We start from the raw sequence: 12,922 nt of genomic DNA on the forward strand, positions 1-12,922 counted from the left end.
CGAGTTGTGCTGAGGGTCAGCGCTTGGCGGTCTGGAGGGTCACGAAGACGCGCTCGACGAAAGCGCCATCCTGTTCCGCGACCGTGATCGTGAGCGAATGCGAGCCTGGCGCGACGGCCGAGTTACCCCAAGGGACCACCACGGAGCCACTGGCTGGGATGGTCGCCTCTTCGACGACCAAGCCATCCAGCTCGATCGTGACCTGGACCTTGGGCACCGTGATCGTGGGGTTCTCCCCGCCATCGCTGGTGGGATCGCCAATGGCGGTGACCCGCACGATGGCCACCGCCGTGAGCGGATAGGTCGAATCCCCGAAGGGGATGGTGCGCGTCCCGACTCCCTCCCAATCGCCAAGCAGCAGCCCGGTGACGGCTCCAAGGGCGAGGTCCCCTGTCTCGGTCGCCCGAGAGGTGCCAGCCCCCGCGAACACCAGCGCAGAAGCATTTCCGCTTCGATCGACCGCCCGCAGCCAGTACCAGCGCGACGCGCCCGCGGCGACGCTGCGAACGAAGAAGTCGCTGACGCTCTCGCCCTGCTTGTAGGCATCCGCGAAGCTGGCGGTGGTCGATTCGAAGATCTCGATCTTCGCCAGGTCGCTGTCTGTCGGATTGGTCCAGCGGATGACGAGCTGCTGGATGGCGCTGACCACCGACGGGGCCACCGGTGCGCCCGGGGGCGTCATGTCGCGCTCGCCCAGGCCAGTGACAATCCCCGTCCAGGCACTGCGCACAAGGCCCGCGATCGAGCGCACCCTGACGTCCAGGGCTTGGCCCACGATGACCGGCTGGATGACGTAGCGGCTGGTCGGTGTGGGGACTTGGGCGGCGCTCCAAGGCCCCGCCGGCGCAACCCGCCATTGGACCTCGTAGGCGGTCACGAAGGCATGCAGGGCCGGCGCCCATTCGGCCTGCAGCGCCGGCACCGCGGCGCCGTCGCCATTGAGGGCCGTAGTCGGGGTGAGCGACAGCGCGCTGGGCGCGGGGATGTCGAGCGGGCTCACCAGATCCGTGTCCGGCGAGAACGGCTGATCTGCCGCTTCGTCATAGAGCCAGGCGTAGGAACCCGGGCTGTCCTCTCGCATCGACAGGGTCACCACCCCGGTGACCGGGTCCATCGACCAGGCCCGCACCACGAAGGCTTTGCCGTTCCAGCCCATGTCCGGCATGTGCACCGCCAGGCGCTGCATCACGCTGTAGCGAATGCCGGCATAGCGGACCGGAACGTTGATCGTCAGGCTGTCGCGCTCGGTGCGGAGGAGCTGCTTCGCCAGGCGCTGGCAGCGGGCCGGGTCGATGGTGAAAGGGAATTCCACCTCGCGCCAGATCTGCTCTCCATCCTCGGCGATCAGCTCATTGGAATAGTAGGCGGGGAATTCGGTCGGCTGCCAGTTCGAGCCGGGGTCGATGAAGGTCCCCTTCACGCTGTTGAAGATGTCCTTCCGAGACGGCTTGGTGATGATCTCCATGTCACCAGCCAGGTCGCTCGCCGTCAGAGTGTCCGACGGGGGAACATAGGCGCCGGCATGCAGGACATAGCGGCCCTGCTGGTAGATTAGGCCCGGCGCGCCGCCGGCCGACAGCATCTTGTCGAGGATGTCGATCGGCTGCTCATCCAGCTTGAACGACCCATCGCAGGTATAGCGCGCCTGCCACTGCGTCGCGTCCGCGTCGAGCTGGACCTGCTCATCCGAGATGCTGGCGGCTACGGCAAAGGACGATTCGTCGAGCTCATCCGGCGCACAGGCGAGGCCGAAATCACTGCGCAGATAGTCGAGCACGCAGAGACCCCAGTTGTTGCTGTAGGCGGTCACGCCCGTCCGCGGATCATAGACCTTTCGCCCCAGCACCTCGGCCGAGATGTCGCTGACCCCATTTGGGAACGCATCCTGGCTGTATTCGAAGCGCAGGTAGATGTAGGCCGTGCCGCGCAGGATGTGGCTGGTGGACCAGCCATCCGTGCTTTCCGCCACCAGGAACGGGTCGGCCGCGAGCTGTTCCCCGTTGTACTTTCGCACCCGGCATTTGCCGGCGAACTGGTGCCCGCCAGCCACGACATTGCCGTCACCGTCGAGGTCGCCGTCATTGATGGCTACATCGCCGACCCAGACCGTGCCGATGCGCTCGACGGCATGACCGGCCAAGGGGATCACCAGGTGCAGGTAGCGCTGATCGGCGCCGGAGCTGGAGGCGTAGACCATCGGCCCCGACACGCGCGCCCGGCCATACACCACTTGGCGCGGCTCCACGCTCGACCGGATCAGCTGCTTGCGGTCCGTGGAGGTGACGGTGCGCTTGGCGGCGCTGTTCAGGCCCAGGATGGAGGTGAGGCCATAAGAGACGGCGGTGCCGATGACGGCGGCGGCAATGGCAAATCCGATGCTCTGTGCGGCAATGACACCAGCAGAGACAAGGGCGCCCGCGCCCGCATAGCCCGCAACTGCCGCAACGACGGCAACCGCAGCAGCCGGCATGTCAGTACCTCCAGCAGCGCAGCGCCAGTCGCGCGGGAACAAAGACGAGTCGGGCCTCGCCTGGCAGGACCAGCTGCGGCCCGATGCAGACGCCGCACATCAGATGATTGCCGGGGCGCGCAGTGACGATGTCGCCGCGCCCAGCCATCAGCGCGGGTATCTCGGTCGCTCCCCACTCCTCAAGCCGCGCGCCCACATAGTCGTCGAGTGCCTGCCCGCAGAGGACCGCCTCGGCGCCGGCTTCATCCGCGTAGCTGCCGCGCAGCTGTGCCATCGGGTCGCTGCCGGTCAGCAGCAGCGCGACATCCGAGATGAAGGTGCAGCAGTCATTCCGCCCCCATTCGAAGGTAGCAGCGCGCCGATCCTCGACGAAAGCGGCCAGCCGCTCGGGCCAATCCGGAAAGCGCGTCAGCCGCGGAAGCTCTTGGCCGGCCATGTGACCTCCTTCTCCGTGGTGGTGCTGACGTAGGCAAATCCGAGATCGTCGGGGAAGGTCCGCCGCTGATCCTCGGTCGTGTATCGGCTCAGCCGGGGCCGCTCCCAGTCGCGCAGGCGGTTCTCCAGCGAGAGGCTCACCACGGCTTCGCGGCCAAAGGTGCCGTTCATCTGGTCCATGCGGCCGCGGAAGGTCACGATCGGATCGGCGATGGCCTGCATGGTGCTGGGATTGAGCAGCACCTCCCAGACCGTCGCGCGACGCCCCTGATAGGCCTCGGACAGCGCCGACAGCATGGCGTCGCGCGGAATGCCCGACAGGCGGAGCTGGATGCCGTAGCTCTTCAGCTCCACGCTTTCCTCCACCGCGGTGATGCTCCCCAGCTGCCCCACACCAAGAAATTCCTCGCCCCCGACGAAGATCGAGGTGGAGGAACCACTGAGCCGCACATGCGCGCTGGGGAAATCGAGATCGACCGCAAGAACTCTTGCCACGACCTCAGATGTCGCCGCAGAAATCGCATCGGTCGTCATGCCACGCACAGGAAAACTCCGACATTGTTGATGTTCCGTGCCGTATGGCTACAATCTCGCCGAAAACCGGGAGAACGCATCATGCGGCGCACGCCATTACTTGCACTGATACTTCTCAGTGCCTGCGGACCCACAGGCGGTATGGTCGGAATGCAGGAATTTTCATTCGGTCGGGCCCGGTTTTTTCCGTCCCAAACAGATCCGAACGTGATGAATGCTCATATTTCAGGCGTTGCCGATCTGCACTACGACCTGAATGACCGCGCCCAGCGGCACGCCTTCGTCCTGAATTCGCTCTCTACTCAATGCGGAGCGCCGTCTATTATTTCGGATCGTTTTGCCCATACAGTCGCCGCTGGGGGCCGTACACTGAGAACCTACTTCCTAGAGGTCGCCTGCCCGAACGGGGCGAGCCAGCCCTCTCCCTAGAAGAGAGCTTCCTCGAACTCGACCGCGATGGAGCTGTGCCAAGCGGCATCGGTCGCCAGATCGCCCTGATCGTCGTCCGCCAGGCGGAACACCCCGACCGGGTTATTGGCCTCGATCAGGGCGTTGTCGGCCGGCGGCGACCGCAGCGGCGGCGCAATGCGGATGGGCGCATAACCCGTGCCATCGCTCACCGCGCTGGCCACCGCCATGTGGATCTGCGGCCTTCCGGCCGGGTTCGGGAAGGAGAGGAAGTCGCCGGTCACGATGACCGTCTTCCCCGCCTCCCACCCATCCGTCTGCAGCAGGTCGCCGGTCTGGCCTGCCCCCATGACACGCGGCGTGCCACCGGCGGTCGCGGTGCGTGGCGCCTGGAGCGGCTGGAGCAGGAACCGCCCTGCCCGGCCGTTCATCCTGGCCACAAAGGCCGAGATCACCCTGGCCATGTCGCGGTCCATCTTCGGCCAGGTCATGCTGGCCACCCAGCGCGATCCCGGCATCAGGAGGGTCTGCGTGGTGCCATCCAGCGGGGATTCATGCACCTGGTTGTTCGCACGCAGCCGCCAGGTCATGGAGGCCGGCGGCACCTGATCGAAGGGGAAAGTCAGGAAACTCATCGCCGCCGCCCCATCGTCCTGGAAACCCCGCCGCCTCGGCCTGTCTCATCAAAAATCTCTGCCTTGGCGACATTCGCCGCGGCCCGGACGATTCCGGGCAGCCGCGCCGATAGGCCGGCATCCGCGCCCCTGGCGTCCACACTGATGGAGATGGTGCCCGCACTCACCGCGCTGCCGCCAACCTGCCGCACCGGGATGGACCGGCCATCCGGGAGCGGCACATAGGCCTCCGGCATCCGCCCCTCGCCGAAGAGCGTCAGCTGCGGCCGGTTCGCGACACCGCCGGAGGCATAGTTCTCCAGCGGCAGCCGGCCGCGGCTGGTCATGATCCCGCCGTCCGCGAAGCTGCTGACGGCGTCGATCCCGATCCCCGCATAATCCGGGCCGCTGTTGCCGAAGAAGCTGAAGCCGAAGGCCTTGCCGATGGAGCTCCAGTCGACGCCGTCGTACCAGCTCTTGAAGGCCCTCTCCAAGGGCTGCATCAGCGTCATCCGGACAACGAGGCGAGCCAGATCCTTGTCCAATGACTGGAGCACCTCGGAGAGGTCCTTGCCACTGCTCACGGCGTCCTCGAATGCCGAGGTGGCGCGGCCAAAGGCCGACTGGAAATCCTTCCCCACGGAGTCACCGTTGCGGTTGATGCGCTCCAGATCATCCTTGTACCGCTTCGCGGCGCGGGCGCTGAGATCGGCCGCATCCGCCTGCGCAAGGCCGTACTCGCCGGCGGTCATGGCATAGAGTTTCTGCGCTTCCTCGATCTGGTCCAGCGCGGCCTTGTAGCGCTCCAGCGCGCCGATGGATGGATCGAGCTGGCCGCGCAGCCCCTCCAGCGCCTTGACCTGGTCCTCGAGGTAGAGCTGCGGCCCGCGGCCCATGTCCTCGACGATCCTCGAGATGGCTTCGAGCTCGCCATTGCGCGGCGTCGGGCCGGCCGCCCTGCGCAGGGCGTCGTTCAGCTCCTTCTGCGCCAGGGCCTCCATCCCGGTGACATCGGCGCCCTGTGCGCGCAGCGCGTTGATCTCGCGCATCCGCTCCGCGAAGCGCTGTTGCGCCGCCGCCCCCCGATCCAGCTCCCCACGCAGGCGCTCGGCGCCGAAGGGATCGCGAGTGGTCGGGCCGAACTCTTCGGTCCCGAGGCGGCCGCCATTACGCGGGTCCCGCTCGGTTGGGCCGAACTGCTCCACCCCGACCCGGCCGGCATTCCGCAGCCGCGTCAGCTGCTGGTTGAGCTCGCCGATGCGGTCGCTGGTGCGCGACATGTCCTGTTCCAGGCCCTGGACACGCGCCCGCGCCTGCCACACCGCGCCCCGATCGGTGAAGGCCTCGCCCTCCGGGGACATCTGGCCACTGCGACGCAGGCGCTCCCGCAGGGCCTCCTGGCGCCCGGCATAATCTTCCAGGCGGCGCAAATCCTCGCGCGCCTGGTTGAGCTCCATCTGGTTGCCCTCGTTCCGCTGCACCGAGAGGCTCAGCAGCGATTCCGTGCGGGATTTCAGATCCTCGCGCTGGGCGTTGGCGGCCTGGGCGGCGCGCTCCGCCGCGGTCAGGAAGAGCTCGTTGATTTCCTTCTGGACCTCGGCGAACTGCTTGCCGGCCTCGGTCATGCCCTTGAAGGCATCCTGGGTGGACTGCTGCGCTTCCTTGGCATTGGCGCTGGTGGTCAGGAGCTGCGCAGCCAGGAGCCCGATCGTCAGCACAGCGCCGGCGGCAGCGCCGGTTGGCCCGAAGGCGCCAAGGAACTGGGAACCTTGCTGCGAGAGCGCCACCATCCAGTTGACGCCGCCCTGAACCTGAACGGTGAAGTCCTGGACCTGGTACCCGCCCTGCTGCAGAGCGGAGTTGAACCCCCCCATGGATCGCGTCGCACTCTGCGCACCGGTGCCCACGGCCTGGAAGGAGCGCTGTCCGGTGTCGGCAATACGGCGCAGCTCCGCCTCGACGGCGGACGCCCCGGTGAGCTTGACCGGGACGTCCATGGTCGTGCCGCTCATCCGTCAGCTCCTTTTGGCCATCATCCCGACCACGAATTCACGCAGCAGCGGCACCGCCCGGCGCGGATCGACCCCCAGGTCTTTTGCGATGCCGACTGCGGCCGTCATGTCGAGCTCCAGCCCGTTGAACCCGCTCCGCAGGCTGCCCATGCCGGCCTCCCAGCACCGCCAGCCATCCAGCGTCTCAGGGCTTCGCTCCGGCAGATCGTATTCGCAGGGCCAGCAGGTCACTCCGGACTGGCGACATCCGTCGCAGTATTTTCGCCCGCCTCCGAAGTGCCATTCGGCGCGGGCGCGGATGCGTTTCCCTCGGATTTGACCGCGTCCAGATCGGCCATCACCTGCCTGATGAAGAGTTCGAACATGCCCGGCATGCTCATCAGGATCTCGGCGCCGGCGGGGGAGAACTCGTCTTCCACGCCCTCCCAGCCCGAGATGGCGAGGCGCGCGGCGCCTTTGGCGATCAGCCGGTCCAGCAGCGCGCCGCGCTCCACCTCGCTCATCTCCCCGGTCTTGGCCTCGATTTCGGCCAGGTGCCGGCGCGCCATTATCACGGCCGCGGCCCATTCGGCCTCGCCCGGCGGGGCATAGAGGACCCGAACGCCACGCGCGAGCTCGAGCCAGCGGGGCGAGAAGTCGGCGAGACGCATCACACATACCCCGCGCGCTGGTTCTTCATGGTGACCTGGACCTTCGCACCGGACGGGCCCTTTTCGGTGACGAAGGCGAAGGTGGCCGAAACACCGTTGCGACCCTCCAGGGGCGGCTCCGTCAGCTCGAGCTTCGCGCGCTCCAGCCGCCATTCCACCGACCGCGTCGCGCTCTCGCGGTAGCCGAGGCGCAGATCGAGCGGAGCACCGGAGCGCGACAGATCGAGGATGGTCCGATCGGACGCCCGCACGGTGATCGAGCCCAGGGCATCCGTCAGCGCCGGCGCGGAGGCGTACAGGCCCGGCCCGCCGCTGTTCATCGCCCTGATGCCCTCGAGGTTGTTGCGCAGGGTCAGCGTCGCCTCGGTGATATTGGCGAGCTCGTCCGCGCCATTCAGCGCCCTGCCCTGCCAGCCCACGGACGGGGGCGGCTCCTCCACGGTCGGCGTGGCGTCGATGGATTCATCGTCGCTGATGACCGCCGACCCCATCAGCCCGACCGAGACCGACTGCACGACCTCGCCCGGCCGGAACCGCAGCTCCATCGAGTTGGCGCGCAGGTTCAGGAAGGTGGCGTAATCGGCGATCGGCAACAGACCGCGCTCCAGCGCGGCCAGGGGCAGGTTGCTCTTGCCGGAGGCCCAGACGTGCGTGCGGTCGGTCGTGCCGGTCGTGGTGGGCGCGCCGTACATCAGCGTGGTCCAGTGCCCGAGCGCGTCGCAATCGGCCGGCACGGTGAGCGTCGGCTCGGCCGACAACAGCCCCCGGATCATACGCCCGCCATCGCGCCCCTGGCCGAGCAACTCGACCGCAGAGAAGGGCTGGGTGACGCCGGGCGTGAAGGACAGCACGGGCAGCTGCATATAGCCATCGACCGGCTGCGCGCCCCACGCCGTCTGGTAGGCGAGCAGCAGCCCGGCATCGAAGCCAAAGGCGTAGGCCATGACATCAGCTCCTGTCGCGGATGAAAAAGACGCTGATCACCAGCGCTTCCGCACGCGCCGAGGTGATGTCTTCATCGATAAGGGCGCGGCCCGGTTCGCCACGCGCCGTTTCCAGGCTGATGGCAAGGCCGCCCAGAGTCCGGTCCGACAGGACCGCATCACGGCACTGCTGGACCAGCACCATGGCCGATAGAAGGGATTCGGCAGGCCGCTTGACGGCATCCTCCTCGGCCTCGCCGACATCAGCGATGCACTCGGCCGTGTAGCGGGCCCGCACCATCTGCCGGCCGCCGATGAAATCGGCCTCGACCTCCTCGTTCGCCCAGTAGAGCTGGACGGATGGGACCTCGCTCGCCGTGACCGCGTCGGAACGCTCCAGTTCCACCGGTATCTCGCTGGCCGCAAGCTCGTGCGACAGGCGATCATGAAGAGCCCGGGCGATGCGCACATCGATAGGCGCCAGCGTGTCGCTCATGGCTTCGATGCCCTCTGCAGCAGCCGGGCCGCCCGGCTGGGCTCCGGCACTGCCATGCATTGCAGGACCCAGGTCACCCGGCCCTCATCCAGTTCGGCCCGGTGCACCGAGTAGACGATCTCGCCGACGGCAAACTGGTCGCCGGCCTGGACGGGTTCCGGCAACTGCGAGCGCACCACATGCAGGACCGCCTCGACGCCCTGCACGAGCACCTCGGAGCGGTCAGGCCCGGACAGGATCACCCGGACCTCGCGCCCGCTGCCCTCGGGGTCGCCGCGGCGCCGATATCGCGCGACCGACGAGCCCGGGCCGAGAGACATGATCTCCGCAGCGCGGGCCCAAGGGTCGGACGGCATCAGAAGCTGTCGTTCAGCTTGACCGCGACGGTCGCATCACCGGAGAGCGCCGCCGTCTCGACGATGCCGATCTTGGTATTGCCCGAGGAGGTCGTGGTGACGTTCCCGGCGGTCCCGTCCCAGTAGACGGCGGCCCCCTGCGTCAGCGCGCCGGTCGCCTTCGGCAGGTCCCAGACCTCGCCGAGGCCCAGGACGAAGGTCGCGCCGGCCGCGGCCGTGGTGAGGGCGACGCCGAACATGGCGCCGATGATGTAGAAGCGGCCGCTGACGACGCCGCCGGCCGGCGCCGTGCAGACGATCCGCTTGCCTTCGTGGCGGTGATTGGTGGCCATGGTTTTGTCTCCCTGGGCGCGTCACAGCGCGCCCGCTGAAGGGCGAAGGGCAGCCTCAGGGCGTGGGGGCGACGCCCGGGTTCTTCACCATGCCGCGCCAGCTGCTGGCCTTCGCGGCGAAGTCGAAGATCAGCCGGTACTTCATGCCCAGCGTGTCGAAGTTCTCCATGGAGGAGAGCTGCGGCGCGCGCCGGCCGCGCAGATAGGCGACCTCGATGGTCGGGCGATCCGGCGTGACCAGGTACCAGGGCGAATTCGTCGCCGCGAGGCGCGGCTCGACGACGGGCGTGATCCGGCCACCGTAGACGGCGACGTTCTGCTGGCTGTCCGGCGCGGTGATGACGGTCGCCAGCTTGCGCGCCTGGATGTGCCGCGCCGCGCTCACCAGCAGCAGCAGGCGGGTCGGCGGCGCCAGCACCCGACCCGAGAGATCCGTCTGCTCGAGCAGCAGCTGCTCGGCCAGGCCGAGCGAGGCCTCGGTCAGGTCGGCACCGGCCGCCAGGTTCTTGTGGTCGGCATGGAAGAGCGTCTTGCCGTCCTGCATCACCGGGTTGGTGGTGAGCTGGGCGAAGACGGCATCGGCGAGCGATTCATAGCCGGCCGAGGCGGCGTCATTCAGCATCCGGGTGAAGGCATTGAGGTCATCGTTGATGATGGCCTCACGGGACAGCTCGACACCGCTCGACTTGGTGCTGATGCTGTAGGTGAAGCCGTCCTCGGTCACCGCGCCATAGCGCACCGACGCGCTCTCCGGCTTCGGGCTCAGCTTCGGGAAGCGGCCGATGTCGACGACGTTGATCGACTTGAAGTCGTTGACGTCGAACTCCTCGGTCCAGCCGCGCCAGGTGGCGGGATAGGACTCGAAGCGGGTCATCAGCCGCTTGTTGGCGGCGTCGCGCAGGATCAGCGGGAAGTCGCTGGTCGTATGCTCCTGCCGGAAGCGGTCATACAGCGCCTCGCCCGAGAGACGGTAGGCGCCGCTGACGCCCGACGCGTTCAGGCACTCCTTCAGCAGCCCCTGCAGCCCGAGGCCGTAGAACTCGCGCCCCTCGGCGCTGGGCGCCTGCTGGGCGAGATGGGCGTAAAGGGCGCCGGCGGCGCGCATGCGGAAGGTGTCGCGCTCATCCGTGACCAGCGTGGCGACGGGGCCGCGTTGCGGCTGGGCGTCGGCCATGGCCGAGATGGCGGCATCCCGCGCCTGGTCGAGCGTCGCGCCGGCCGTCGCCTGCGACAGCACCCATTCGGCATTCAGCGCGCCGCGGGACCGGCTGGCCAGCTCCTGCAGTTGGACCAGCGTCGCCGCCTGGGGCTGCGGGGTGGTCGGCGCCGCGGCCGGCGCGGGATTGGCGGGGGCCGGGCTGGTGGGCTGGCCCGGCGTGGTGGGGGTGGCGACCGACATGCGGGCCTCCTGCTGGACGGGCTGCGCCCGCGGGTTGAGCGCGGCCAGGGCGGCCGGCGCGGGAAGAAGGGACCGCAAGGCCTGGGGCGGCCGGCGGTAGGCGGCGAGGATCTCGGCGGAGCGGCCCTGCGGCACGCGGGCCTGCGCCTCGCCCTCGATCTCGGTCGCGAAGCCCTCGGCAAGGGCGTCTTCGGCGCCCAGCCAGGTCTCGGCGTCCATCATAGACTGCATGGCGTCGCGGTCCTGGCCGGTGCGCGCGGCGTAAAGCGCGGCCACCGCGCTGGAGATGCGCTCCAGCAAGGTGGCCGTGCGGGCCATCTCCCGATGATCGCCCATCGCCAGGGTCCAGGCGTTGTGGATCATAAGGAAGGCATTGCGCGGCATCTGGATGCGCGCGCCGGCCATGGCGATGACGCTCGCGGCGCTGGCCGCCACGGCATCCACCAGGATGGTCACCTCGCCCTTGTAGCGGGCAAGCTGGTTGTGGATGGCGAACCCCTCGAAAACCGAGCCCCCATAGGAGTTGACCCGCACCGTCAGCGGCCGGCCGCCGGCCTCGGCCAGGGCGCGCCGCACCCCGTTCGCCGTGATGTCCCAGCCGACCACGCCGTCCAGGTCCATCTGCATCCGGTCGCCGTCGGCGCGGATGGCGAGCGCCGGCGCCGCTTCGGCAAGCGGCACCTCCGCGGCCAGCGCATCCAGCGCCGCCTGCGTCCAGTCCATGTGTTTCTCCTGTGAGGCTGATCGGGCCTAGGCTTCGCTGGTGCGCCCGGCACCAAGCTCCACGGCCGCGTTCTGCGATGGGTCCTGGGCGCTGCCCGCGAGCGCTGTGCGGCGCGGGTCGCTGTCCAGGATGATGCCCTTGTCGTCGAGCTCTTCGAGCCACTCGGCGATTTCGGCGGCGTGCTCCCGCCAGTTGTAGCCGAGCGAGCCGATCAGGTTGGGCATGGTCTCCAGACCGCCGCGGGCGGCCTTGATCAGCGCCGGGATCTCCCGAGGCGGATCGATCAGCTCGTGTCGCGGCGGCTGGCATTCGACCGGGTAGCCTTCCGGGCGGAAGGGCAGCTCGCCCATGATCATGGCCAGGTCCATGACCCGCTCCCACACCCGCTCGCAGGCGGGGATGATGCGCAGCCAGTGATCGGCGTCGATGCCGCGGCGGTGCTCGACACGGCTGGCCTTGAGGGAAGAGAAGGTCGCCGTCGAGAAATCACCGGAGACCTGGTCATCGGTCAGGCCGGTGCCCACCGCTGCCGCCCGCTGGAAGTAGCGGGACAGCGGCTCGAACTGGCCGGCGCCGGTCGGGTTGACGGTCGCGACCTCTTCGCCCGGCTCCAGATAGCCGATCATGCCCGGGCTGAGCTCTTCCTCCCGGTGTTGCCGCTTCCCGTCAGGCCCTACGACGCCTTCCTGGCCGCCGCCCGGCCGCGTGACGAAGGCCGTGAAACAGGCCTCGACCTTGGCCTTGATCACGGACGCCTCGGCCAGTTCGCTGAAGTCGCCAAGCAGCGGAATGATCCGGTGCAGGGCAGGCACGCCCCGGCGCTGCCCAGGCCGCTTCTGGTGGTAGAGGTGGATGACATCGGCCGCGGGCCAACGATCCGTCTCCTCCGTCAGCGCGCTCGGTGTGGCCCAGCTCCCCATCAGCAGGGCGCCCGGGCCATCTTCGCCAGGGTGGCCGCGGCGGAAATGGTAGGCGACGACCAGACCGCGCCGCGTGAGCTCGACGCCCTGCACGATCATGCCACCCCCGCGCGTTGTCGCGGTCAGCGTCTCGGCCAGCAGATCAGGCTCGACCACCTCCAGCTTCAGCGGAATGCGCATCCCCTGCTCGCGCATCTCCGAGGGCGTCAGCTGAATGAATCGGATAATGCCTTCGCCCGCCTCGGCCCAGGACCGCGCCGCCACCTCCAGCTGCGCATCGAAGGAAAGGAGGCCGGCGATATCCGACTTCCTCGACCAGGCCTTGTAGACGGCGTCCGCCTGCTTGTTCAGCGCGGGGTCACCGGTGTTGGCCCTCATCGAGATGCCGTAGCCCACCCGGTTCTGGGTCAGGATATCGATGATGCGGCCGGCATGCGGGTTATCCCGCTCCAGCTGCCGTGATCGGTTCCTGGCCCGAGCCAGATAGGGCCCCACCTGGGCGTTCGGCCCTGTGGATTCGGGGATCCGCCCCCGGCTGCGCCGGTTGATGCGGCCCGCCTCATAGGCCTCGACCTGGGCGCGCGCCTTGGCGCGCGTCCGGGCCCACCCCGGCGCGATGGCCAGGATGCCGCGCTCCAGCAGGTTCATG

General features: G+C 68.4%; 13 protein-coding genes. All 13 read right to left on the reverse strand.

Going from position 1 to position 12,922, the window contains the following annotated elements; all coding sequences use genetic code 11:
* Positions 1–16: 16 nt before the first annotated feature.
* A complete protein-coding gene (locus tag QE401_RS11210) occupies positions 17–2,470 on the reverse strand; it encodes a phage tail protein (protein WP_307138284.1) in 2,454 nt (817 codons plus the stop codon).
* Position 2,471: 1 nt separating this feature from the next.
* The gene (locus tag QE401_RS11215) at positions 2,472–2,906 is read right to left on the reverse strand and encodes a DUF6950 family protein (protein WP_307138285.1); all 435 of its coding nucleotides are present in this window, start codon (positions 2,904–2,906) and stop codon (positions 2,472–2,474) included.
* Entirely contained in the window at positions 2,879–3,439 is a 561-nt protein-coding gene (locus QE401_RS11220) for a hypothetical protein (RefSeq protein ID WP_307138286.1), read from the reverse strand. Before QE401_RS11220 ends, QE401_RS11215 begins: the two co-directional genes overlap by 28 nt.
* Positions 3,440–3,864: 425 nt before the next feature.
* The gene (locus QE401_RS11225) at positions 3,865–4,437 is read right to left on the reverse strand and encodes a hypothetical protein (protein WP_307138287.1); all 573 of its coding nucleotides are present in this window, start codon (positions 4,435–4,437) and stop codon (positions 3,865–3,867) included.
* A 41-nt stretch (positions 4,438–4,478) separates the two neighbouring features.
* A complete protein-coding gene (locus QE401_RS11230; protein WP_307138288.1) occupies positions 4,479–6,473 on the reverse strand; it encodes a hypothetical protein in 1,995 nt (664 codons plus the stop codon).
* 3 nt (positions 6,474–6,476) lie between these two features.
* A complete protein-coding gene (locus tag QE401_RS11235; RefSeq protein ID WP_307138289.1) occupies positions 6,477–6,623 on the reverse strand; it encodes a hypothetical protein in 147 nt (48 codons plus the stop codon).
* 77 nt (positions 6,624–6,700) lie between these two features.
* Positions 6,701–7,123, reverse strand: coding sequence for a hypothetical protein (locus tag QE401_RS11240; protein WP_307138290.1), 423 nt, complete (start codon positions 7,121–7,123; stop codon positions 6,701–6,703).
* The gene (locus tag QE401_RS11245; protein WP_307138291.1) at positions 7,123–8,067 is read right to left on the reverse strand and encodes a phage tail tube protein; all 945 of its coding nucleotides are present in this window, start codon (positions 8,065–8,067) and stop codon (positions 7,123–7,125) included. Before QE401_RS11245 ends, QE401_RS11240 begins: the two co-directional genes overlap by 1 nt.
* Before the next feature lie 4 nt (positions 8,068–8,071).
* Complete coding sequence (locus tag QE401_RS11250) at positions 8,072–8,542, reverse strand: hypothetical protein (protein ID WP_307138292.1); 471 nt, start codon at positions 8,540–8,542, stop codon at positions 8,072–8,074.
* The gene (locus QE401_RS11255; RefSeq protein WP_307138293.1) at positions 8,539–8,898 is read right to left on the reverse strand and encodes a head-tail joining protein; all 360 of its coding nucleotides are present in this window, start codon (positions 8,896–8,898) and stop codon (positions 8,539–8,541) included. Before QE401_RS11255 ends, QE401_RS11250 begins: the two co-directional genes overlap by 4 nt.
* Positions 8,898–9,230, reverse strand: coding sequence for a DUF2190 family protein (locus QE401_RS11260; protein WP_307138294.1), 333 nt, complete (start codon positions 9,228–9,230; stop codon positions 8,898–8,900). Before QE401_RS11260 ends, QE401_RS11255 begins: the two co-directional genes overlap by 1 nt.
* Before the next feature lie 55 nt (positions 9,231–9,285).
* The gene (locus QE401_RS11265) at positions 9,286–11,352 is read right to left on the reverse strand and encodes a head maturation protease, ClpP-related (protein WP_307138295.1); all 2,067 of its coding nucleotides are present in this window, start codon (positions 11,350–11,352) and stop codon (positions 9,286–9,288) included.
* A 27-nt stretch (positions 11,353–11,379) separates the two neighbouring features.
* A complete protein-coding gene (locus tag QE401_RS11270; RefSeq protein WP_307138296.1) occupies positions 11,380–12,921 on the reverse strand; it encodes a phage portal protein in 1,542 nt (513 codons plus the stop codon).
* Position 12,922 lies beyond the last annotated feature (1 nt).

This window comes from Pseudoroseomonas cervicalis, assembly GCF_030818485.1.
Lineage (GTDB): Bacteria > Pseudomonadota > Alphaproteobacteria > Acetobacterales > Acetobacteraceae > Pseudoroseomonas > Pseudoroseomonas cervicalis_A.

Excerpts from the sequence above, each read along its gene's own strand:
- QE401_RS11270 (WP_307138296.1), bottom strand. The coding sequence starts at position 12,921 with ATGAACCTGCTGGAGCGCGGCATCCTGGCCATCGCGCCGGGGTGGGCC.
- QE401_RS11210 (WP_307138284.1), bottom strand. The coding sequence starts at position 2,470 with ATGCCGGCTGCTGCGGTTGCCGTCGTTGCGGCAGTTGCGGGCTATGCG.
- QE401_RS11215 (WP_307138285.1), bottom strand. The coding sequence starts at position 2,906 with ATGGCCGGCCAAGAGCTTCCGCGGCTGACGCGCTTTCCGGATTGGCCC.
- QE401_RS11235 (WP_307138289.1), bottom strand. The coding sequence starts at position 6,623 with ATGGGCAGCCTGCGGAGCGGGTTCAACGGGCTGGAGCTCGACATGACG.
- QE401_RS11225 (WP_307138287.1), bottom strand. The coding sequence starts at position 4,437 with ATGACCTGGCGGCTGCGTGCGAACAACCAGGTGCATGAATCCCCGCTG.
- QE401_RS11250 (WP_307138292.1), bottom strand. The coding sequence starts at position 8,542 with ATGAGCGACACGCTGGCGCCTATCGATGTGCGCATCGCCCGGGCTCTT.
- QE401_RS11220 (WP_307138286.1), bottom strand. The coding sequence starts at position 3,439 with ATGACGACCGATGCGATTTCTGCGGCGACATCTGAGGTCGTGGCAAGA.
- QE401_RS11260 (WP_307138294.1), bottom strand. The coding sequence starts at position 9,230 with ATGGCCACCAATCACCGCCACGAAGGCAAGCGGATCGTCTGCACGGCG.
- QE401_RS11230 (WP_307138288.1), bottom strand. The coding sequence starts at position 6,473 with ATGAGCGGCACGACCATGGACGTCCCGGTCAAGCTCACCGGGGCGTCC.
- QE401_RS11245 (WP_307138291.1), bottom strand. The coding sequence starts at position 8,067 with ATGGCCTACGCCTTTGGCTTCGATGCCGGGCTGCTGCTCGCCTACCAG.
- QE401_RS11255 (WP_307138293.1), bottom strand. The coding sequence starts at position 8,898 with ATGCCGTCCGACCCTTGGGCCCGCGCTGCGGAGATCATGTCTCTCGGC.
- QE401_RS11265 (WP_307138295.1), bottom strand. The coding sequence starts at position 11,352 with ATGGACTGGACGCAGGCGGCGCTGGATGCGCTGGCCGCGGAGGTGCCG.
- QE401_RS11240 (WP_307138290.1), bottom strand. The coding sequence starts at position 7,123 with ATGCGTCTCGCCGACTTCTCGCCCCGCTGGCTCGAGCTCGCGCGTGGC.